Genomic DNA, 20,051 nt, shown 5'->3' with positions numbered 1-20,051 from the left:
ATTGAAGTTTGCGCGGCTGATAACTTCGCGCCTTCAAGGGATTTTGTATCCAGAACAGGTAAGGTTTTTTCATGCACACGTTTGGCAATCGCCGTGATATCGACGGATTACGGGCACTGGCGGTTATTCCCGTCGTACTGTTTCATTTCGGATTCACTACATTCAGCGGTGGTTTTGTCGGCGTTGATGTGTTCTTCGTCATTTCCGGCTTCCTGATCACCTCGATTCTGTTCCGCGAAATCAGCGCTCAGCGTTTCAGTTTTCTGGACTTCTGGGGCCGTCGTGCCCGGCGTATCCTGCCGGCATTGACCGTCGTGGTTATCGTGACGCTGGCATTAGGCTGGCTGTTGCTGACGGCCAAAGACCTGGCTGAACTCGGGCGGACGATTCGTTACCAGTCGCTGTTCATTTCCAACATTCTGTTCATGCGTGAAGACGGCTACTTTGCGCCGGCGTCGGAGCTCAAACCGCTGCTGCATACCTGGTCGCTGGCGGTGGAGGAGCAGTACTACATCTTCTTCCCGTTGATGATGGTGTTGCTGATGCGGTATGTCCGTCATTGGCGCTGGATGCTGTTCGCGGTCCTGTTGGTGTCGTTTGGCCTGAACCTCATTTATATCGAACGCCGGCCTGAATTCGCCTTCTTCGCGCTGCCGACCCGCGCCTGGGAGCTGCTCTGCGGAGCAATGCTGGCGGTGCTGCCCGCGTCGAAACACGTCGCACGGCCGTGGCTGCGCCAGTCGGTGGGCCTGGCCGGACTGGCGGCGGTGCTGCTGGCGATATTCACCTTTGACAAGTCCACGGTGTTCCCGGGCTGGGCGGCATTGCTGCCGGTATTGGGCACTACCGCGTTGATCTGGTCGGGCGCGCAAGGTGCGACGTGGGCCAGCCGTCTGTTGAGTGTCCGCGTTCTGGTGTGGGTCGGCCTGCTGTCCTACTCCCTGTATCTGTGGCACTGGCCGGTTTATGTGTATGCCAATGCAATTTCCATCGACGGCATCCAGCCGCTGGAGGCGCTTGGCTGGATGGCGCTGGCGTTGGCCCTGGCGTGGTTGAGCCTGCGTTATATCGAGCTGCCCTTTCGTGAGAAACGAGTGTTCGCCAAGCGGAATTCCATGTTGGTCGGTGGTTTGCTGTCGATCACCGTGCTGGCGATTACCGGCTCGGTGATTAACTCGTCAGACGGTGTGCCACAGCGTCTGACCGGCAAGGCGCTGGAATACGCGCAATCGCGGGAGTGGAAGGCCGGGCAAGCGGATTGCATGCAGCTGAGCACGGACAAAACGCTGGACAAGGCCTGTCGGTTGGGCGGCGATGAACAGGTCGCTCCGACCAAGATGTTCTGGGGCGACAGTCACACGGCGGCACTGTTGCCGGCCATCGCCGGCACTCTCGGTCGCGACGCGCAGCCGGTCTGGTTGTACAGCCTGACGGCCTGCCCGCCGATTGTCGAAGACCGCCTGCGCCCTCAATGCCAGGACTTCAACAAACGCAACATGGCGCTGGTGCTCAGTCGAGGTATCAAGGATGTCGTACTGGCGGCGAACTGGAGCCTGTACATTTATGGTCGCGAAGACGGCGACGGCGACAGACAGTTTCTGCTTGAGCGCAAGGACAGTCCGGCGCAAGCCGAACAGCGTCTGGCTGCCGGGCTCAAGGCGCAAGTGGCTGAGCTGCGCGCGGCTGGTGTGCAAGTCTGGCTGTTCAAGGAAGTGCCGCTGCAGCACAAGAGCTACATCGACCGCCTGACCAGCCTCGCGCGCATCGGGCGCTCGGCGCAAGGGCTCGGTCGCCCGCTCAACGAGCATCTGGCGCGCCAGCGGTTTTTCACCGAGCTGTTCGGCTCGATGAGTGCGGCGGATCCCGGCGTGCATGTTATCGACCCGACCTCGCTGATGTGCAAGGACGGCTTGTGCGCCATTGATGTCGATGGCCACTCGCAATACAAGGATGCCGATCATCTTTCGGACGTTGGCAGCGCCAGACTGAGCCCGTTGTTTGCGCCATTGATGCTGGGCACCAGCGACAATTGATTGATGCCAGGCGCTGACGGGCTGCTGTTTGCCCGTCAGAGCAGGTAGGATGTACGCCTATTTTGAGGGTGCCATCGTCAATGAAATTCAAGGATCTTCGGGATTTCGTGCAGCAGCTTGAGCAGCGCGGAGAGTTGAAACGCATCCAGATTCCCGTCTCGCCGGTGCTGGAAATGACCGAGGTGTGCGATCGCACACTGCGGGCCAAGGGCCCGGCACTGCTGTTCGAGAAACCCACCGGCTACGACATCCCGGTGCTCGGCAACCTGTTCGGCACGCCTGAACGGGTGGCGATGGGCATGGGCGCCGAGTCGGTCAGCGAGCTGCGCGAAATCGGCAAGCTGCTGGCGTTCCTCAAGGAGCCGGAGCCACCGAAGGGCTTGAAAGACGCATGGTCGAAACTGCCGATCTTCCGCAAGATCATCTCGATGGCGCCGAAAGTCGTCAAAGACGCGGTGTGCCAGGAAGTGGTCATCGAAGGCGACGACGTCGACCTCGCGATGCTGCCGGTGCAGACCTGCTGGCCCGGCGACGTCGGCCCGCTGATCACCTGGGGTCTGACCGTCACCAAAGGCCCGAACAAGGATCGTCAGAACCTCGGCATCTATCGTCAGCAAGTGATCGGCCGCAACAAGGTGATCATGCGTTGGCTCAGCCACCGTGGCGGCGCTCTCGACTTCCGCGAGTGGTGCGAGAAGCATCCGGGCCAGCCGTTCCCGGTGTCCGTCGCCCTGGGTGCGGATCCGGCGACCATTCTCGGCGCGGTGACGCCAGTGCCGGACAGCCTCTCCGAATACGCTTTCGCCGGTCTGTTGCGCGGTAATCGCACCGAACTGGTCAAGTGCCGTGGCAACGACCTGCAAGTGCCGGCCACCGCCGAAATCATCCTCGAAGGCGTAATTCACCCGGGCGAGATGGCTGACGAAGGTCCTTACGGCGACCACACCGGTTACTACAACGAAGTCGACAGCTTCCCGGTGTTCACCGTCGAGCGCATCACCCACCGGATCAAACCGATCTACCACAGTACCTACACCGGCCGTCCGCCAGATGAGCCGGCGATCCTCGGTGTGGCGCTGAATGAAGTGTTCGTGCCGATACTGCAGAAGCAGTTCCCGGAAATCACCGACTTCTACCTGCCGCCGGAAGGCTGCTCGTATCGCATGGCCATCGTGACCATGAAGAAGTCGTATCCGGGGCACGCCAAGCGCGTGATGCTCGGTGTCTGGTCGTTTTTGCGACAGTTTATGTACACCAAGTTCGTTATCGTCACTGACGACGATATCAATGCCCGTGACTGGAACGACGTGATCTGGGCCATCACTACGCGCATGGATCCCAAGCGCGACACGGTGATGATCGATAACACGCCGATCGACTACCTCGACTTCGCCTCGCCGATCTCCGGCCTGGGTTCGAAAATGGGCCTCGATGCCACCCACAAGTGGCCGGGCGAAACCACTCGCGAGTGGGGCCGTGTGATCGTCAAGGACGACGCCGTCACCCAACGGATCGATGCCATCTGGAATCAGTTAGGAATAGATTGATGCGTGTAACCCTGCAGCCCTCCGGAGCAGTGCTTGAGATACAGCCCGGTGAGCGGATTCTCGACGGCGCGCGGCGTCTGGGCTACGAATGCCCGCAAAGCTGCCGCAACGGTAATTGTCATGTGTGTGCGGCGTTGCTGGTTGAAGGCCGCGTCGCGCAGGATGGCAAAGTGCACGACCACGGCGAGTTCTACACTTGCATAGCCGAGCCGCTGGAAGACTGCATCCTGCTGTGGGATGGCGTGCTCGCGCTGGGAGAACTGCCGGTGCGCAGCCTGTCGTGTCAGGTCATCGAGTGCCGCGACGTCGGTGGCGACACCTGGCGTGTGCGGCTGCGCGCTCCGGCGGGCAAGCCACCGCGTTATCACGCCGGGCAATATTTGATGATCGAGCGCGAGAACGGCGAGAAGTCAGCGTTCTCCATGGCCTCGGCACCGCACGGCGGGCGTGATCTGGAAATCCATGTGCTGGCGCGCGAAGCCAGTGCACTGAGCCTGATCGAACAGCTGCAACGCAATGCGATGGTGCGGGTCGAGTTGCCGTTCGGCGATACGCATCTGGCCGAGCTGCCCGACGGGCCGCTGGTGCTGGTTGCCGCCGGCACCGGCATGGGCCAGATTCACGCCCTGATCGAACACTGCCGCGCCAAAGGCTTCAAACACCCGGTGCATCTGTACTGGGGCGTGCGCCGTCCGGAAGATTTCTATGAGATCGAACATTGGGACGAGTGGCTGAAATTACCCAATCTGTTCCTGCATAAAGTCGTCAGCGATCAATGCGGTTGGGAAGGGCGCTGCGGCATGCTGCACGAGGCAGTCTGTGAAGATTTCCCGGATCTGAAACCGCTGCACGTCTACGCCAGCGGCTCGCCGGCCATGGTCTACGGCACGCTGGACGCTCTGGTTGAAGCGGGTATGGACGCTCATCAAATGCGCGCCGACGTGTTCGCTTACGCCCCCCGCTCCTGATTCGTTATAACTCGCTATATAGCCGATCGGTATTTATGTAATCGCATAAATACCGCTAGGTTATATATCAATCAGGCAATCAATTAAGAACCGTGCCATGGCACTCAAATTGCCTTAAAACATATGTGCCTTATTGTTACAGCGGTGCGTTCTATTAAGTAATTCTTCACCCGCGGGGAGCTGAACGCTATTCGCCATGAGCGCCATTGAAAACGCTTTTCTGAATTTGAATTACCCTCCGCGGCTCGATCTTGGGCCGCAGCTGACGCACGAACAACTTCTCGCTTCCATGCAGTCAACCATGGCGCGCCACAAGGGCGGGCCGGTGTGGCTGTTCGCGTATGGCTCACTGATCTGGCGGCCTGAATGCTCGGCGGTGGAGCGGGTGCGCGGCCGCGTGCATGGTTACCATCGCGGTTTGTACCTGTGGTCGCACGAGCATCGCGGCACGCCGGAAATGCCCGGTCTGGTGTTTGGTCTGGATCGCGGCGGTTCGTGCAGTGGCTTCGCCTATCGCTTGCCGGAAGATAATCTCGACGCGGCGCTGTACGCCTTGTGGAAACGCGAGATGCCGGTGCCGTCCTACCGGCCACACTGGCTCAACTGCCGGCTCGAAGATGGCACTCAGGTGCAGGCCTTGGGATTCGTTTTGGAGCGACACCTGCCCAGCTATGCCGGCAACTTGCCGGATCACGTGCTGAGCCAGGTGTTCGCAAGCGCTTGCGGGCGTTACGGCACCACTCGCGATTATGTCGAGCAGACCGCCCACGCCCTGCGCAGCCACGCCATGCCAGACCGTAATCTGGAGGCGCGGCTCAAGCGCTGTAAATCACAAAGCGATCAAGCGACTGCTTCGCGGCTCTGACTGGCGACTTGCTTGTGCCATAGCGTCGGGGCCAGGAAGGCCATCGCCAGCAGGCAAGCGCCCACCAGCAGGACGAAACCGCCGTCCCAGCCGAAGTGGTCAACGGTGTAGCCCATCGCCGCACTGGCCGCGACCGAACCACCCAGATAGCCGAACAGGCCGGTGAAACCCGCAGCCGTGCCGGCGGCTTTCTTCGGCGCCAGTTCCAGCGCCTGCAGACCGATCAACATCACCGGGCCGTAGATCAGGAAGCCGATCGAAAACAGCGCGATCATGTCGACGGTCGGGTTACCGGCCGGGTTCAGCCAGTAAACCAGGGTCGCCACGGTCACCAGCGCCATGAACACCATACCGGTCAGGCCACGGTTGCCACGGAAGATCTTGTCCGACATCCAGCCGCACAGCAGCGTGCCGGGAATGCCCGCCCACTCGTAGAAGAAGTAAGCCCACGAAGTTTTATCGACGGTGAAACCCTTGGCTTCTTTCAGGTAGGTCGGCGCCCAGTCCAGTACGCCGTAGCGCAGCAGGTAAACGAAGACGTTAGCCATGGCGATGTACCAGAGCATTTTGTTGCGCAGCACGTATTTGACGAAGATTTCCTTGGCACTGAATTCGTCTTCGTGGCTGGCGTCGTAGCCTTCCGGGTAATCGTTCTTGTACTTCTCGATGGGTGGCAGGCCGACCGATTGCGGGGTGTCGCGCATGGTGATCAAGGCAAATACCGCCACGCCCAGCGCCACGGCTGCCGGCACGTAAAACGCCGCGTGCCAGTCGTTGAACAAGCCCATGCCGAGCAGGAACAGCGGGCCGATCAGGCCGCCGCCAACGTTATGCGCCACGTTCCACACGGATACCACGCCACCGCGTTCCTTCTGCGACCACCAGTGCACCATGGTCCGCCCACTTGGCGGCCAGCCCATGCCCTGGGCCCAGCCGTTGATGAACAGCAGGATGAACATCATGGTCACGCTGGACGTTGCCCAAGGCGCGAAGCCGAAAATGAACATCACCCCGGCCGAGACCAGCAGACCGAACGGCAGGAAGTAGCGCGGGTTGGAACGGTCGGACACCAGGCCCATGAGGAATTTCGACAGGCCATAGGCAATGGCGATCGCCGACATCGCCAGACCCAGATCACCACGGCTGTAGCCCTCGTCGATCAGGTACGGCATGGCCAGCGAGAAGTTTTTGCGCAGCAGGTAATAACCGGCGTAGCCAAAGAAAATACCGGCGAAGATCTGCCAGCGCAGGCGTCGGTACGTGCTGTCTATTTTTTCTTCAGGCAATGGAGCCTGATGTGCGGCAGGACGAAAGAAAGCAAACATTCAAGAGCTCCAGATTTCTTGTTTTGACTGCGGATGCGAATGTTACAGTTTCGTTACCGAAAATAGCACCGGTTCGCATCGAGCAAATAGCGGAAAATGTTGGAAGTCGCGCGTTCCTTTACGAACCTGTCGCTCAGCTGTAAGAACAGGGCGTTTTCGTCGCGCTCGGGACGTTGTGACTTAGACTCGCGATTTACAGATCGACTGATTTCGCGAGATAAACGATGACCCCGAAAGTTCGCAGGCTATTGCCCAGACTGTTGATGGTTGCTGCGGTGACTGCTTCAGTACTGGTGTTGAGCTTCGCACAGGGTTCTGCAGCGCCAGGCCTGCGCAATGTCACCGTATTGATCGTCCGTCATGCGGAAAAGCCTGAAGTCGGCCGTGAACTCAATGCCCGGGGCGAACAGCGCGCCGCTGCCTACGCGGACTATTTCACCTCGTTGCAACTGGACGACCAGACACTCACGCCCCAGCGTCTGATCGCTACCGCCGACAGCCCGGAAAGCATCCGACCGCGTCAGACACTGATTCCACTGTCCCAGCGCCTGCAATTGCCCATCGAGCAGCCCTACGCCAATAACGACGTCGACAAACTGGTCAGCCTGCTGCGCAAGAACAATCAGGCGAAAACAGTGCTGATCGCTTGGCATCACGGCCACATCAATAAACTGATTGCCGCTTTCGGCGGCGATGGTCCGGCACTGATCGGCCAGCCGAAATGGCCGGTGGATGTTTACGACTGGCTGATCGTTCTGCGCTTCGATGACAAGGGAAAGCTGGTTGGGTCACAGAGCGAAAAGGTTCAGGAACATCTGATGCCGGGCGACATTGCGGCGTCGCCCGGTCGTTGAAGAGTCTCAGCGAACCTTCACCACAACCTTCCCGACAGCCTTGCGCTGGCCAAGATCATTGATCGCCTGCGCCGCATTGCTCAGCGGATAGACCTGCGACACCAGCGGTTTCAACTTGCCCTCGGCGAACCAGCCGAATAACTGCTGGAAGTTCGCCGCGTTGTCCTGCGGCTGGCGCTGGGCGAAGGAGCCCCAGAAGACGCCGAGCACCGCCGCGCCCTTGAGCAGGGCAAGGTTGACCGGCAGCTCCGGGATGCGCCCGCTGGCAAAACCCACCACCAGCAGGCGACCATTCCAGGCGATGGCGCGGATGGCTTGGTCGAACAGATCACCGCCGACCGGGTCGTAGATCACGTCGGCGCCCTGGCCGTCGGTGAGGCGTTTGATTTCGTCCTTGAGGCTGGTTTCGCTGTAGTTGATCAGCTCATCGGCGCCGGCAGCCTTGGCCACGGCGAGCTTCTCCGCGCTGCTGGCGGCAGCAATGACGCGGGCGCCCATGGCTTTACCGATTTCCACCGCCGCCAAACCGACGCCGCCGGACGCACCGAGTACCAGCAGGGTTTCCCCCGCTTGCAGGTTGGCGCGTTGCTTGAGGGCGTGCATCGAGGTGCCGTAAGTCATGCTGAACGCGGCGGCGGTGTTGAAATCCATCGACGGCGGAATCGGCAGGACGTTGTAGCCCGGCACCGCGACCTGTTCAGCGAAGCTGCCCCAACCGGTCAGCGCCATGACTCGGTCACCGACCTTGAGGTGGCTGACCTTTTCCCCGACCTCCGTGACCACGCCAGCCGCTTCACCACCCGGCGAGAACGGGAAGGGCGGCTTGAACTGGTACTTGCCCTCGATGATCAGCGTGTCCGGGAAGTTGACCCCGGCGGCGTGCACCTCCAGGAGGATTTCGTTCTTCTTCGCGACAGGGCTGGCGACGTCTTCCAGCACCAGCGATTCGGCAGGGCCGAAGGCTTTGCACAGCACGGCTTTCATCAGGGCTATTCCTTTGGGAGTGATGGCCGATAAGTGTAGGTGTGTCAGTCAACGGGTCAACGAGCATGCCCGGCCCTGATAGTCAGCCATAAGCTTGTGCTTGCGTGGCGGGTCGTTATGCTAGGCCGCAAACCGGATAAGGAGCGAATTGTGAAAGCGTGGATCATGTTGTTGCTGGCCCTGTCTCTGCCTGTGGCAGCGCTGGCCGAAGAAGCCAAAGAAGGCGAGGCGCCGAAGGTCAACTACATCACCCTGAGCCCGCCGTTCGTGGGCAACTACGGGCTGGACGGCACGCCGAAGCTCAAGGTTTACAAGGCCGATGTGGCATTGCGCGTGACCGGTGAGGAGGCGACCAAACTGGTCAAGGCCAACGAGCCGCTGATCCGTAATCAGCTGGTGGCACTGTTCACCCAGCAGACCACCGAGGCGATGGGCAGCATCGAGGGTAAAGAGAAGCTGCGTCAGGAAGCGTTGAAGCAGACCCAGCAAGTGATGAATGACGAGACCGGCAAGCCGGTGGTTGAGGATCTGTTGTTCAACAACCTGATCATTCAGTAAGTGCGTTGGCTGCTGTTCAGGACGCCAGGCTTTTGCGAAAGCGCGCCAGCGCAATGACGAAGAACAGCAGGCCGATGGCCGTCAGCGCCAGCAAGTCCGGCCAGACCACGCTCAGCCCGGCGTCGCGAAACAGAATCGCGGCGCTGAGGCTGACAAAGTGCGTGGACGGCGAGCCCTGCATGACCCACTGCAGCCATTGCGGCATGCTGTCCAGTGGCGTGCTGCCACCCGACAGCAGCAACATCGGGATGATCACCGGAATCGCCAGTAAGCCGAACTGCGGCGTCGAACGTGCGAGTGTCGCCAGAAAGATCCCCAACGCGGTACTGGCAAACAGGTAAACCGCAGTCACCAGCAAAAACAGGCTCATCGAGCCCGACAGCGGCGCGCCGAGTGCGCCTTTGACCACCACCTCCAGCGACAGCCAGGTGCACAGCACCACCACCAGCAGGTTGCTCCAGATTTTCGCCAGCATGATTTCCAGCGCCGTCAGCGGCAGCACCAGCAAATGGTCAAGCGTGCCGTGTTCGCGTTCGCGCAGTAGCGCCGTGCCCGTGAGGATGATTGCCAGAATAGTGATGTTGTTGACGATCTGAATCACCGCCAGAAACCAGCCACCCTCCAGGTTGGTGTTGAACAGCGCGCGGGTGGTCAGTTGAATCGGCGTTTTGCTCGCGGCATCGTCCTGGTCGCCAAAGGCCTGCAGCTCGCGCTGGAAAATCCGGCTGATGTAGCCAGCGCCCATGAACGCCTGGCTCATCGCGGTGGCATCGACGTTGACCTGAATGGCCGGTTGCCGCGCCGCCAGTAGATCGGTTTGAAACCCCGCCGGAATGTTGATCACGAAAGTGTACTGGCCGCTGTCCATGACCTGGTCCAGTTGCGGGTAGGGGAGCAACACTGGCGTCTGGAATTCCGGCGGTTGCAGGGCCTGGGCCAACTGGCGCGAGAGGGCGCTGTGGTCTTCGTCGACGATCGCCACGCTGGCGTTGTGCACGCCGATCACCGAGCCGGCGGCAGGCATGTAGATCGCCACGGTGAAGGCGTAGAACAGGAACAGCAGCAACACGCTGTCGTGGCGCAGGCTGGTCAGTTCCTTGAGCCCCAGGCGCAGGATGTGCGCGAACTTGTGCATCAGGCCTCCTGCTTTTTCAGCATGATCAGGCTCAGCCCGGTGAACCCGACAAAGAACCCGAACAGCGCCAGGCACTGCGGCCACAGCTGCCGCAGGTCCAGCGCTTTGGTGAACGTCCCCACGGCAATGTCGAGAAAGTGTCCTGCCGGAAACAGCATGCCCATCACCGCAGCCGCTCCTTCCAGTGAAGAACGCGGCACGATCAGTCCGGAGAACTGGATGGTCGGCAGGCTGGTAATGATCATGGTGCCGAGGATCGCGGCGATTTGCGTGCGGGTGAACGCCGAGATCAGCAGGCCCATGCTGGTGGTCGCCAGCACATACAGCAGGCCGCCAAACGCCAGCGTCAGCAGGCTGCCCTTGAACGGCACGCCAAACAGCCAGCGGTTCATCGCCACCAGCAGCGCGAGATTGACCAGACTGACCAGCAGGTATGGCGCCTGTTTGCCCAGCAGAAACTCCAGGCGGGTCAGGGGCGTGGCGTAGAAGTTGGTGATCGAGCCGAGTTCTTTTTCGCGCACGATGCCGAGTGCGGTGAGCATCGCCGGAATGAACGCCAGAATCAGCGCCATGACCCCGGGGCCAATAGCGTTGACGCTGACCACATCCTGGTTGTAGCGAAAGCGCGTTTCCAGGCTGGCACCCGCTTGGTGGCTGATGGCGGGGCTGCTCTGTTCGGCCAACTGCTGCAGGTTGGCCAGGTGCACGGCTTCGACATAATTGCGGCTGGTCTCGGCGCGAAACGGCATGCCGCCGTCCAGCCACGCCGCCACCGCAGGCTGGCGTCCGGCGTACAGGTCGCGGCCAAAGCCGGGCGGGATTTCCAGCGCCAGTTTGATTTCCGAGCGTTGCAGGCGGCGGTGCAGCTCTTGAGCGTCGTGGATGGCCGGCCGCTCATCGAAGTAGCGCGAGCCGCGAAAGGCTTCCAGATAGGTTCGGCTCTGCGGGGTTTGATCCTGATCGTAAACGGCGAACGCGAGGTTCTCTACGTCGAGGGAAATTCCGTAGCCGAAAATCACCATCATGAAAATCGCCCCCGCCAGCGCAAAAGCCATGCGCACTTTGTCGCGCAGCAGCTCCTTGCCTTCGCGACTGGCCACGGCCAGCAGGCGACCGAGGCTGAAACCGCGTTGCTGGTCTGGCGGCGCGGCGGCTGGCGCTGAAGGCGCTGTCGGCGATTCACTCGCGGGAGGCGATGGGGTATTGCCTTGGGCCTGTTCCAGACACGTCACGAAAGCGGCTTCCAGCGTCTCTCCGGCAAACTGACGCTGCAGCGCTGCCGGGGTGTCGCAAGCGAGGACTCTGCCGGCGTGCATCAGCGAAATGCGGTCGCAGCGCTGGGCTTCGTTCATGAAGTGGGTGGAGAGAAAAATCGTCACGCCTTGCTCGCGGGACAGTTCGATCAGCAGTCGCCAGAAGTCATCACGGGCTGCCGGGTCGACGCCGGAGGTCGGCTCATCGAGGATCAGCACTTCCGGACGATGCAACACCGCGACCGCCAGCGACAGGCGTTGACGCAGCCCGAGAGGCAGGGCACCGGACGGCTGATCGGCGACGCTGAGCAGGTTGAAGCGCTGAATCAATGCGTCGATGCGTTGCGCGCTTTCGGCCTTGGGCAAGTCGAACAGACGGGCGTGCAGCTCAAGGTTCTGCCGCACGCTGAGTTCGCCATACAGCGAAAAGCTCTGGGACATGAAGCCGACCCGCTTGCGCGTGGCCAGATCCTTGGCGTCCACCGGATTGCCCAGCAGTGTCGCGCTGCCTTCGCTGGCCGGCATCAGCCCGGTCAGGACTTTCATGGTTGTGGTCTTGCCGCAGCCGTTGGAGCCGAGAAAACCGAAAATCTCGCCGCGACCGATGGCGAAGCTGACGTGATCCACCGCAGTGAAGTCGCCGAAGCGCAGCGTCAGGTCGTGGGCTTCGATGGCAATGTCTGTGGTACCGCCAGTACGCGGCGGAATGACCAACGGCTGAGCGTCGTGATGACTGTCGCCCTGGAAGTGTGTGAAGGCTTCATCGAGTTTGCCGCTGGGGGTGACGGCTGCCAACTCGCGGCTCAGACCGGTGGCAATCAATTGGCCGTTGTCGAGCATCAGGCAATGCTCGAACTGTTCGGCTTCTTCCATATACGCGGTGGCAACCAGCAGGGTCAGTTGCGGGCGCTCGCGCCGTACATCGTCGATCAGCTCCCAGAAGCGTCGGCGTGAGAGCGGGTCGACGCCGGTGGTCGGCTCATCGAGAATCAACAGATCCGGTTCATGGATCAGCGCGCAGCACAGGCCCAGCTTCTGTTTCATGCCGCCGGACAACTTGCCGGCGGGGCGCTCGGCGAACTTCAGCAGGTCGGTGGCGAGCAGCAGATTGTGCATGCGTTGCTCGCTGTCGGCTTTCGACAGGCCGAACAGCGTGGCAAAGAACTGGATGTTTTCGCGGATCGACAGCTCGGGATAGAGGTTGCCGCCCAATCCCTGGGGCATGAAGGCGATGCGCGCATACAGCGTGTCGCGGTGGCGGCGCTGCTGGATTTGCCCGCCGAGGACGTCCAGTTGCCCTTGCTGCAAGGCCTTCACGCCGGCGATCAGCCCGAGCAGGCTGGACTTGCCCGCACCATCGGGGCCGATCAGCCCGCAACGGGTGCCGGCGGGCAGGCTGAAGGTGATAGCGCTCAGCGCTTGCTGTTTGCCGTAACGGTGCGCGATCGCGTTCGCCTGAACCGCGAGGCTATTCATTGCAAATTGGCCGGCCAGGCAATCGGCGCGATGCGCACATAACCGGCGCCGGGCATGCCGGGCTTGGCTTGCGGCACGGCGCTGGGTTGGATCAGGCGCAGCTTGACGCGGAACACCAGTTTTTGCCGCTCGTCACGGGTCTCGACCTCTTTGGGGGTGAACTGCGATTTGCCGGCGACGAAACTGATCTTCGCCGGCAAGGGTTTGTCGGGCAGGGCATCGAGCAGCACCCGGGCTTCATCGCCTACGGCCAGACGCCCGGCCACCGAGGCAGACAGGTAGAGGTTCATGTACTGATCGTTGGGATCAATCAACAGCAGGACGCGGCCACCGGCCCCCAGCACTTCGCCGGGTTCGGCCATGCGCAACTGGATCACCCCATCAATCGGCGCGCGCAGGCTGCTGTCGTCGATTTCGCTGGTCAGTTGAGCGACCTGTGCCTGCGCCGCGCCGATCGCTGCAGCGACCGCCGACACTTGGGCGCGGGCCGCCGTCACGGCAGCATTGCCGGTGCCGATACGCGACTGCAATTGATCGATAACCTGGGCGCTGACGAAACCGTGCTTGAACAGCGATTGCGAACGCCCCAGTTCCTGCTGGGCCAGTAGCAATTCACTCTGGCGCAATTGCACATTGGCCTCGGCGGCGTTGAGGTTTTCCCGGGCGCGCAAGACTTCGGCTTCGGCTTGAGTGCGCTGGGCTTCGAGGGTTCGGGTATCCATGCGCGCGAGCAGTTGGCCCTTGTTGACCTTGTCGCCTTCATCGACCAGCACCTCGGCCAGGCGTCCGGGTGTCTTGCTGGCGATCTGCACTTCGGTGGCTTCCAGCCGCCCGTTGCCCATCGACAGCCCTTCGACCAGACGGCTGCTGATCGACATCCAGTAACCGAGCCCGCCGGCGGCGGCGAGTAACACCAGAAGCGACCCGGCGTATAAAAGTGAAGAGCGGCTGTGCGTCGACATGGGGGCATCCTGCGGCTGTGGCGTGCAGTCTGACTGCTCAAGCGTTCCAGTCGCTTGATGTCAGTCAACCGAGCGCCAAGCCTAGCCCCTTTTTCGGCTAATAACCGTGACCGGGCAGTTCTCAGCGCAAGCCGAGCACGGCGGCCCACTGTTCGGCCGTCACGGGCATGACCGACAACCGCGAGCCCTTCTGCACCAACGGCATCTCGGCCAGCGCGGTCTGCTGCTTCAGATAATCCAGCTTCAATACCCGGGCAAACGTCTCGACGTGCGCAACATCAATCGCACTCCAGGCATTCTTCTCTGGAGTAGCCTTCGGGTCGAAGTAGTGGCTTTCCGGCTCCAGTGCGGTGGGATCCGGGTACGCCGCCTGAATAATTTTCCCGATACCGGCAATCCCCGGCTCCGGGCAGCTGGAATGGTAGAAAAAGAACTCGTCACCCACGGCCATCGAGCGCAGGAAGTTACGCGCCTGATAGTTGCGAACTCCGTCCCAGCGCGCTGTGCCGAGCTTTTCCAGACCTTTGATAGAGAGTTCGTCGGGCTCGGACTTCATCAGCCAATAGGCCATGGTTTTTGCTCCTGAAACGGTCATTGGGCAGGTTGTCGGGCAATTTTATGACAAACCGACAGTCGGTTGACGTCAGCGTTTGCGCGCAGGTTCACGTTGTCGCAAAATGCCGGCCTTTAAAGCTTGACGCTGCTGCACGGCCTACGAACGGAAACCGCTGCTGTCATCGTGATGATGTGCCTTGAGGGGGGCAATCGATGAAACGCAAACCGGATCTACTATGGACTTTGGTAATTTTGTTTGGCTTGGGCGTCGTGACCACTGGTTATGCGCAGAGCTTGTGGTCGAACAAGGCCGACGCGCCGATTGAAGTCGCGCAACAGGTGCAACAGTCGACAGCCTTCAAGCGCTGAAACGGCTTTCTCGACGCCGCTGATCTGCGCGGCGTCCTATCCCGCGAAATACCAAGCCTTGTCGCTGACCGTGCCTTGTAACGGTACATCCCAGCTTGCCTGCGCCAAGCGTTCGACCTTCTGACATTCATGGGCCAGGCCCAGCAGCGTCGGCTTGCGCCAGCTTTTTCGCCGAGCCAGATACGCCAGGCTGCGATCATAGAAACCGCCGCCCATCCCCAGTCGCCCGCCGACATCGTCAAACCCTACCAACGGCAATAACACCAGATCCAGTGCCCAGACCTTGCGTTGCTGTGCCAGATTGGCTCGCGGCTCGAGAATGCGGAAGCGATTGGGTTTAAGTTTCTCGCCGGGACGAATGCGTTGGAAAACCATCTTGGTGCGTGGCCAGGCGCTGAGCACCGGCAGATAAGTCGATTTACCCCGACGTTGGGCTTCGCGCAGCAGAAGGCGCGGATCGATTTCACCATCGGTGGGCAAATACAAAGAGATATGTCTGGCCCGGCGAAAGTGCGGGTCTTGTGCCAGTTGCCGGTACAGGCCCTTGGCAGCCTGGCGTTGTTCGCTCTTGGTCAGCGCACGGCGCGCCTTGCGCAGCAGGCGGCGGAGTTGCGGGCGGGGCAGCAGCGCGGGTTCGGTCATGGTTCGGCTTCGGCAGGTTGGACGAAAACGTACGCATAAAAAATCCGATGGCGGTTTTCACCGACATCGGATTCGAATCAGGCTCCCCGGATGAACCGCTGTCAACTTAGCCCTTGAACCCGAAAGTTCAAGGTGGAAGATGCAGTAGACTTTAAGGCTTTCCGTCTAGCGGACATGCACACCAGCCCAACGTGCAACTTCCAGGGTAGTGCGAATCGGCTCAGGGACATCGTCAACTGGCAAGCACCCCAGGGAGTGCCGCGAGTATACCGCAAGCGGCCAGTTGAATCAGCCCTTGCTGGTGTTCTGATCGTCGGCGAGGACCAGATCGACACGATCGAGCAAGTCACGTACCTGTTCACGGGTCGAACCGCTGGCCTGGATGTCCGGACGCTCTTCTTTGTGCAAGAGGTCGTGGGTGATGTTCAGCGCGGCCATCACGGCGATACGGTCGGCACCGATGACTTTGCCGCTGCTGCGGATCTCACGCATCTTGCCATCCAGATAGCGCGCGGCACTGACCAGATTGCTGCGTTCTTCCTGCGGGCAGATGATCGAATATTCTTTATCGAGGATCTGCACGGTGACGCTATTGCTTGAACTCATGAGTCTTGCTCCAGGGCCTTGAGGCGCGAAATCATCGATTCGACCTTACGCCGGGCGATTTCGTTTTTTTCAATGAGGTGAGCGCGTTCCTCGCGCCAGGTCTTTTCCTGAGCTAGTAAGAGTGCATTTTGACTCTTTAGTTGCTCGACTCGGCCAATCAACAGTTCGAGTCTGGCCATCAGCGCTTGCAGGTCGGTGTCTTCCATTGTGTCCACGTGTTCGTCTGATGGGAGGTAGCTGGCGGACAGCCTTTAATAGTCTTGGCGAGTCTGTCGATGTAGGATACAAGGCCTTCATTCTAGACATAGCGCCGTCTGGCGCCTAGCTGCCCATGACCAATGCGAATTCCCCGTACCAAGCCTTTGCCACCCTGCTGACTTCCAGCGGCCACAACGTCTCGCCTGCCGAACTGCATGGCCTGCTGCTTGGCCGTAGTTGCGCCGGTGCCGGCTTCAATGCCGAAGAGTGGCTGATCGATGCTGCCGAGTTGCTCGAAAGCGAACCGCAGGACAATGTCCGCAACGCCTTGATCGGCCTGCAAGAGATGGTCAAAGGCGAGCTGACCGGCGACGACGTCACTGTCGTTCTGCTGCTGCCGACCGATGACGCACCGCTGGCTGACCGCGCCGCTGCACTGGGCCAATGGTGCCAGGGCTTCCTCAGCGGTTTCGGCCTGAACTGCCGCGACAGCAGCATGCTCAGCACTGAAGCCACCGAAGTGCTGCAGGATCTGGCCGCCATTTCCCAAGTGCAGGATGCTCTCGAAGAATCCGAAGACGGCGAAACCGACTACATGGAAGTCATGGAGTATCTGCGCGTCGCGCCGCTGCTGCTGTTCTCGGAAACCAAGAAAGCCGACGTGCCGCCAGCCGCCAAGCCGTCGCTGCATTAATCGCGTGCCAGGGAAAGCCATCTGCCCATGATCCATATCCCGAAAGCGGAATACAGCCGTCGCCGCAAGGCCCTGATGGCGCAGATGGAACCCAACAGCATCGCGATCCTGCCCGCCGCCGCGGTCGCCATTCGCAACCGCGACGTCGAGCACGTCTACCGTCAGGACAGCGATTTCCAGTACCTCAGCGGTTTTCCCGAGCCGCAGGCTGTCATCGTTTTGATGCCCGGCCGTGAGCATGGCGAATACGTGCTGTTCTGCCGTGAGCGCAACGCCGAACGCGAATTGTGGGACGGTTTGCGCGCCGGGCAAGAGGGCGCGATCCGCGACTTCGGTGCCGATGACGCTTTCCCTATTACCGACATCGACGACATCCTCCCGGGCCTGATCGAAGGCCGCGACCGGGTGTATTCGGCGATGGGCAGCAACCCTGAATTCGACCGTCACCTGATGGACTGGATCAATGTGATCCGCTCCAAGGCGCACCTCGGCGCCCAGCCGCCGAACGAATTCGTTGCCCTGGATCATCTGCTCCACGACATGCGTCTGTATAAATCGGCGGCAGAAGTGAAGGTGATGCGCGAAGCCGCACGGATCTCGGCGCAAGCCCACATCCGTGCGATGCAGGCCAGTCGGGCCGGGCTCTACGAGTACAGCCTCGAAGCCGAACTCGACTACGAGTTCCGCAAGGGCGGGGCGAAGATGCCGGCCTACGGCTCGATCGTCGCCGCCGGACGCAACAGCTGCATCCTGCATTACCAGCAGAATGACGCGCTGCTCAAGGACGGCGACCTGGTGTTGATCGATGCCGGTTGCGAGATTGACTGCTACGCCAGCGACATCACCCGCACCTGGCCGGTCAACGGCAAGTTTTCGCCCGAGCAGAAAGCGATCTATGAGTTGGTGCTGGCCTCGCAGGAAGCCGCGTTCGCCGAAATCGCCCCGAACAAGCACTGGAATCAGGCGCACGAAGCCACGGTTCGAGTGATTACCACGGGGCTGGTGAAACTGGGATTGCTGCATGGTGAGGTCGACGAGTTGATCGCCAGCGAAGCCTATAAAGCCTTTTACATGCACCGCGCCGGTCACTGGCTGGGCATGGATGTGCATGACGTTGGTGAGTACAAGGTCGGCGGCGAATGGCGAGTGCTCGAGGTCGGCATGGCGCTGACCGTAGAGCCGGGCATCTACATCGCCCCGGACAATCAGAACGTCGCGAAAAAATGGCGCGGCATTGGTGTACGTATCGAGGACGACGTGGTCGTGACCAAAACAGGTTGTGAAATCCTCACCAGCGGCGTGCCGAAAACCGTCGCTGAAATCGAAGCGCTGATGGCGCAAGCAAGGACCCACGCGGCATGAGTCGAGTCAATCTGGCAATCATCGGTGGCGGTCTGGTCGGCGCCAGTCTGGCGTTGGCCTTGCAGGCCGGGGCCAAGGCGCGTGGCTGGAAGATCGTCCTGATCGAACCGTTTGCACCAGGCGACAGCTGGCAGCCGAGTTACGACGCACGTTCGTCGGCGCTGTCCTTCGGCTCGCGGCAGATTTATCAACGGCTGGGCGTGTGGCAGGAAATCTCCCGTCGCGCCGAGCCGATCAAACAGATTCATGTTTCTGACCGTGGCCGCTTCTCCACCGCGCGTCTTTCGGCGATGGAAGAGGGCGTACCAGCGCTCGGTTACGTGGTGGAAAATGCCTGGCTCGGCCAGTGCCTGTGGCAGCACATCGACAAAGACGTGATCAGTTGGCGTTGCCCGGCGGAGGTCACACGCATGGAACCGCTGCCCGATGGCTATCGCCTGACCCTCAATGATGAAACCACCCTTGAATGCGACCTCGCGGTGCTCGCCGATGGCGGTCGCTCCGGTCTGCGCGAGCAGCTAGGCATTAACGTGCGCAAGCGTCCGTACAACCAGAGCGCACTGATCGCCAACATCACCCCGAGCGAAGCGCACAACGGCATGGCCTTTGAGCGTTTCACCGACGAAGGGCCGATGGCCTTGCTGCCGCTGCCGGAAAACCGCTGTGCTCTGGTCTGGACCCGTTTGGGCATGGACGCGCAGCGTCTGGCCGATTTGAGCGAGCGTGATTTCCTCAGCGAATTGCAGGGCGTATTCGGTTATCGCCTCGGCACGTTGAAACAGGTTGGCGCACGGCATTTGTATCCGCTGACGTTGGTCGAGGCCGAAGAGCAGGTGCGCTCGCATCTGGCTGTACTCGGCAACGCGGCGCACAGCCTGCACCCGATAGCCGGGCAGGGTTTCAACCTGTCGCTGCGTGACGCCGATGCCTTGGCCGCTGCGTTGCTGGCCAGCGGTAAGCCGCTGGGCGACTTCGCCACGTTGCAGGCGTATCGCGAGCGTCAGCGTCTGGATCAGGACCTTACCGTCGGTTTCTCCGATCAGGTCACGCGGCTGTTCGGCAGCACGCAGCCATTGGTGTCGCTGGGCCGCAACATCGGTTTGCTCGGTCTCGATCTGCTGCCACCGGCCAAGCGCTGGTTTGCCCGTCAGGCCATGGGTTTGGGAACGCGTCCGGATGCTTAAGTGGTTGACCGCTAAATTCGGCAAGGCGCGGTTGATGCGCTGGGTGATGACGTTCTACCCGCCGTACCTCGGTGCTGGCGTGCGGGTTCGGCACATCAGCGATGACTTCCGCGACATTCAAGTGTCGATGGGCCTTGGCTGGTACAACCGCAACTACGTCGGCACCCAGTTCGGCGGCAGCCTGTATTCGATGGTCGACCCGTTTTTCATGCTGATGCTCATGGAAAACCTCGGCTCGAAGTACATTGTCTGGGACAAGGCTGCCGATATCGATTTCATTGCGCCGGGCAAAGGCCCGGTGTTCGCCCGCTTCAATATCGACGAGACCTTGCTCGCCGAGATTCGCCGGCAAACCGCCAATGGCGAGAAATACCTGCCGCAGTTGCAGGTCGACATTCATGACGGCGCCGGCAATCTGGTGGCGCGGGTCGGTAAAACCCTTTACGTGCGGCTCAAGCCGCAAGCGAGACAGGCTTAAAGC

Annotated in this window: 20 protein-coding genes and 1 other RNA gene; 11 read left to right on the top strand and 10 right to left on the bottom strand. The window is 60.9% G+C overall.

Annotated features, from left to right (window positions below; genetic code table 11):
• The first annotated feature begins 71 nt into the window (after nucleotides 1-71).
• From AB4O11_RS07200 to AB4O11_RS07185, 4 genes are all read left to right on the top strand, one after another.
• Nucleotides 72-2,033 carry an acyltransferase family protein gene (locus AB4O11_RS07200; protein ID WP_460130387.1) on the top strand — a complete coding sequence of 654 codons (1,962 nt, stop codon included), beginning with the start codon at nucleotides 72-74 and terminating at the stop codon, nucleotides 2,031-2,033.
• An 80-nt stretch (nucleotides 2,034-2,113) separates the two neighbouring features.
• Entirely contained in the window at nucleotides 2,114-3,580 is a 1,467-nt protein-coding gene (ubiD, locus tag AB4O11_RS07195; RefSeq protein WP_007911173.1) for a 4-hydroxy-3-polyprenylbenzoate decarboxylase, read from the top strand.
• Complete coding sequence (locus AB4O11_RS07190; RefSeq protein WP_095049381.1) at nucleotides 3,580-4,548, top strand: CDP-6-deoxy-delta-3,4-glucoseen reductase; 969 nt, start codon at nucleotides 3,580-3,582, stop codon at nucleotides 4,546-4,548. The genes ubiD and AB4O11_RS07190 overlap by 1 nt, the downstream gene beginning before the upstream one ends.
• Nucleotides 4,549-4,744: 196 nt before the next feature.
• Nucleotides 4,745-5,413, top strand: coding sequence for a gamma-glutamylcyclotransferase (locus AB4O11_RS07185; RefSeq protein ID WP_093429749.1), 669 nt, complete (start codon nucleotides 4,745-4,747; stop codon nucleotides 5,411-5,413).
• Here the strand turns inward: AB4O11_RS07185 and glpT are convergent.
• On the bottom strand, nucleotides 5,389-6,738 hold the full coding sequence (gene glpT / locus AB4O11_RS07180; RefSeq protein ID WP_460130386.1) for a glycerol-3-phosphate transporter: 1,350 nt from the start codon (nucleotides 6,736-6,738) through the stop codon (nucleotides 5,389-5,391). The genes AB4O11_RS07185 and glpT overlap by 25 nt on opposite strands.
• 224 nt (nucleotides 6,739-6,962) lie before the next feature.
• Here glpT and AB4O11_RS07175 point away from each other — a divergent pair, with 224 nt between their 5' ends.
• Entirely contained in the window at nucleotides 6,963-7,592 is a 630-nt protein-coding gene (locus AB4O11_RS07175) for a flagellar basal body-associated protein FliL (protein WP_116254274.1), read from the top strand.
• 6 nt (nucleotides 7,593-7,598) lie between these two features.
• On the opposite strand, the gene AB4O11_RS07170 is transcribed toward AB4O11_RS07175, so the two are convergent.
• Nucleotides 7,599-8,576 carry an NADPH:quinone oxidoreductase family protein gene (locus AB4O11_RS07170; RefSeq protein ID WP_460089219.1) on the bottom strand — a complete coding sequence of 326 codons (978 nt, stop codon included), beginning with the start codon at nucleotides 8,574-8,576 and terminating at the stop codon, nucleotides 7,599-7,601.
• A gap of 150 nt (nucleotides 8,577-8,726) precedes the next feature.
• On the opposite strand from AB4O11_RS07170, the gene AB4O11_RS07165 reads away from it, so the two are divergent.
• Nucleotides 8,727-9,134 (top strand): flagellar basal body-associated protein FliL, encoded by a 408-nt coding sequence (locus tag AB4O11_RS07165; protein ID WP_027610485.1) that lies wholly within the window; start codon nucleotides 8,727-8,729, stop codon nucleotides 9,132-9,134.
• 16 nt (nucleotides 9,135-9,150) lie between these two features.
• Here AB4O11_RS07165 and AB4O11_RS07160 read toward each other — a convergent pair whose 3' ends face one another.
• From AB4O11_RS07160 to AB4O11_RS07145, 4 genes are all read right to left on the bottom strand, one after another.
• Nucleotides 9,151-10,269 carry an ABC transporter permease gene (locus tag AB4O11_RS07160; protein ID WP_460130385.1) on the bottom strand — a complete coding sequence of 373 codons (1,119 nt, stop codon included), beginning with the start codon at nucleotides 10,267-10,269 and terminating at the stop codon, nucleotides 9,151-9,153.
• Nucleotides 10,269-12,998 carry a ribosome-associated ATPase/putative transporter RbbA gene (gene rbbA / locus AB4O11_RS07155; RefSeq protein ID WP_460089215.1) on the bottom strand — a complete coding sequence of 910 codons (2,730 nt, stop codon included), beginning with the start codon at nucleotides 12,996-12,998 and terminating at the stop codon, nucleotides 10,269-10,271. Before rbbA ends, AB4O11_RS07160 begins: the two co-directional genes overlap by 1 nt.
• Complete coding sequence (locus tag AB4O11_RS07150; RefSeq protein WP_460089214.1) at nucleotides 12,995-13,960, bottom strand: HlyD family secretion protein; 966 nt, start codon at nucleotides 13,958-13,960, stop codon at nucleotides 12,995-12,997. Before AB4O11_RS07150 ends, rbbA begins: the two co-directional genes overlap by 4 nt.
• Nucleotides 13,961-14,081: 121 nt before the next feature.
• Entirely contained in the window at nucleotides 14,082-14,531 is a 450-nt protein-coding gene (locus AB4O11_RS07145) for an EVE domain-containing protein (RefSeq protein WP_099757473.1), read from the bottom strand.
• Nucleotides 14,532-14,728: 197 nt separating this feature from the next.
• Here AB4O11_RS07145 and AB4O11_RS07140 point away from each other — a divergent pair, with 197 nt between their 5' ends.
• Nucleotides 14,729-14,884: a hypothetical protein gene (locus AB4O11_RS07140; protein ID WP_016985917.1), complete on the top strand. Its 156-nt coding sequence runs from the start codon at nucleotides 14,729-14,731 to the stop codon at nucleotides 14,882-14,884.
• Between the two features lie 36 nt (nucleotides 14,885-14,920).
• Here AB4O11_RS07140 and AB4O11_RS07135 read toward each other — a convergent pair whose 3' ends face one another.
• From AB4O11_RS07135 to AB4O11_RS07120, 4 genes are all read right to left on the bottom strand, one after another.
• On the bottom strand, nucleotides 14,921-15,526 hold the full coding sequence (locus tag AB4O11_RS07135) for a 5-formyltetrahydrofolate cyclo-ligase (protein ID WP_093429753.1): 606 nt from the start codon (nucleotides 15,524-15,526) through the stop codon (nucleotides 14,921-14,923).
• A 79-nt stretch (nucleotides 15,527-15,605) separates the two neighbouring features.
• Nucleotides 15,606-15,784, bottom strand: a non-coding RNA gene (gene ssrS / locus AB4O11_RS07130) — 6S RNA.
• 30 nt (nucleotides 15,785-15,814) lie between these two features.
• A complete protein-coding gene (locus AB4O11_RS07125) occupies nucleotides 15,815-16,132 on the bottom strand; it encodes a cell division protein ZapA (protein ID WP_093429754.1) in 318 nt (105 codons plus the stop codon).
• On the bottom strand, nucleotides 16,129-16,338 hold the full coding sequence (locus tag AB4O11_RS07120) for a TIGR02449 family protein (protein WP_007911197.1): 210 nt from the start codon (nucleotides 16,336-16,338) through the stop codon (nucleotides 16,129-16,131). The genes AB4O11_RS07125 and AB4O11_RS07120 overlap by 4 nt, the downstream gene beginning before the upstream one ends.
• A 125-nt stretch (nucleotides 16,339-16,463) precedes the next feature.
• Here AB4O11_RS07120 and AB4O11_RS07115 point away from each other — a divergent pair, with 125 nt between their 5' ends.
• Genes AB4O11_RS07115 through AB4O11_RS07100 form a run of 4 tightly spaced genes read left to right on the top strand, consistent with a single transcriptional unit; the run spans nucleotide 16,464 to nucleotide 20,048 of the window.
• Entirely contained in the window at nucleotides 16,464-17,024 is a 561-nt protein-coding gene (locus AB4O11_RS07115; RefSeq protein WP_093429755.1) for a YecA/YgfB family protein, read from the top strand.
• 27 nt (nucleotides 17,025-17,051) lie between these two features.
• Nucleotides 17,052-18,386, top strand: a complete 1,335-nt coding sequence (gene pepP / locus AB4O11_RS07110) for a Xaa-Pro aminopeptidase (protein WP_099757471.1) — start codon at nucleotides 17,052-17,054, stop codon at nucleotides 18,384-18,386.
• Nucleotides 18,383-19,570 (top strand): 2-octaprenyl-6-methoxyphenyl hydroxylase, encoded by a 1,188-nt coding sequence (gene ubiH, locus AB4O11_RS07105; RefSeq protein WP_460130384.1) that lies wholly within the window; start codon nucleotides 18,383-18,385, stop codon nucleotides 19,568-19,570. Before pepP ends, ubiH begins: the two co-directional genes overlap by 4 nt.
• On the top strand, nucleotides 19,563-20,048 hold the full coding sequence (locus AB4O11_RS07100) for a DUF4442 domain-containing protein (protein ID WP_093429758.1): 486 nt from the start codon (nucleotides 19,563-19,565) through the stop codon (nucleotides 20,046-20,048). Before ubiH ends, AB4O11_RS07100 begins: the two co-directional genes overlap by 8 nt.
• The last annotated feature ends 3 nt before the right edge of the window (nucleotides 20,049-20,051 follow it).

The organism is Pseudomonas sp. H1_D05 (assembly GCF_054682705.1).
This window is presented reverse-complemented; position numbering and strand designations above follow the sequence as displayed.

What these genes read in the sequence shown, in the direction of transcription:
- AB4O11_RS07175 (WP_116254274.1), top strand. Translation starts at nt 6,963, where the DNA reads ATGACCCCGAAAGTTCGCAGGCTATTGCCCAGACTGTTGATGGTTGCT.
- AB4O11_RS07125 (WP_093429754.1), bottom strand. Translation starts at nt 16,132, where the DNA reads ATGAGTTCAAGCAATAGCGTCACCGTGCAGATCCTCGATAAAGAATAT.
- AB4O11_RS07170 (WP_460089219.1), bottom strand. Translation starts at nt 8,576, where the DNA reads ATGAAAGCCGTGCTGTGCAAAGCCTTCGGCCCTGCCGAATCGCTGGTG.
- AB4O11_RS07185 (WP_093429749.1), top strand. Translation starts at nt 4,745, where the DNA reads ATGAGCGCCATTGAAAACGCTTTTCTGAATTTGAATTACCCTCCGCGG.
- pepP (WP_099757471.1), top strand. Translation starts at nt 17,052, where the DNA reads ATGATCCATATCCCGAAAGCGGAATACAGCCGTCGCCGCAAGGCCCTG.
- glpT (WP_460130386.1), bottom strand. Translation starts at nt 6,738, where the DNA reads ATGTTTGCTTTCTTTCGTCCTGCCGCACATCAGGCTCCATTGCCTGAA.
- AB4O11_RS07135 (WP_093429753.1), bottom strand. Translation starts at nt 15,526, where the DNA reads ATGACCGAACCCGCGCTGCTGCCCCGCCCGCAACTCCGCCGCCTGCTG.
- AB4O11_RS07145 (WP_099757473.1), bottom strand. Translation starts at nt 14,531, where the DNA reads ATGGCCTATTGGCTGATGAAGTCCGAGCCCGACGAACTCTCTATCAAA.
- AB4O11_RS07160 (WP_460130385.1), bottom strand. Translation starts at nt 10,269, where the DNA reads ATGCACAAGTTCGCGCACATCCTGCGCCTGGGGCTCAAGGAACTGACC.
- AB4O11_RS07115 (WP_093429755.1), top strand. Translation starts at nt 16,464, where the DNA reads ATGACCAATGCGAATTCCCCGTACCAAGCCTTTGCCACCCTGCTGACT.
- AB4O11_RS07200 (WP_460130387.1), top strand. Translation starts at nt 72, where the DNA reads ATGCACACGTTTGGCAATCGCCGTGATATCGACGGATTACGGGCACTG.
- AB4O11_RS07150 (WP_460089214.1), bottom strand. Translation starts at nt 13,960, where the DNA reads ATGTCGACGCACAGCCGCTCTTCACTTTTATACGCCGGGTCGCTTCTG.
- ubiD (WP_007911173.1), top strand. Translation starts at nt 2,114, where the DNA reads ATGAAATTCAAGGATCTTCGGGATTTCGTGCAGCAGCTTGAGCAGCGC.
- AB4O11_RS07140 (WP_016985917.1), top strand. Translation starts at nt 14,729, where the DNA reads ATGAAACGCAAACCGGATCTACTATGGACTTTGGTAATTTTGTTTGGC.
- ubiH (WP_460130384.1), top strand. Translation starts at nt 18,383, where the DNA reads ATGAGTCGAGTCAATCTGGCAATCATCGGTGGCGGTCTGGTCGGCGCC.
- AB4O11_RS07120 (WP_007911197.1), bottom strand. Translation starts at nt 16,338, where the DNA reads ATGGAAGACACCGACCTGCAAGCGCTGATGGCCAGACTCGAACTGTTG.
- rbbA (WP_460089215.1), bottom strand. Translation starts at nt 12,998, where the DNA reads ATGAATAGCCTCGCGGTTCAGGCGAACGCGATCGCGCACCGTTACGGC.
- AB4O11_RS07190 (WP_095049381.1), top strand. Translation starts at nt 3,580, where the DNA reads ATGCGTGTAACCCTGCAGCCCTCCGGAGCAGTGCTTGAGATACAGCCC.
- AB4O11_RS07100 (WP_093429758.1), top strand. Translation starts at nt 19,563, where the DNA reads ATGCTTAAGTGGTTGACCGCTAAATTCGGCAAGGCGCGGTTGATGCGC.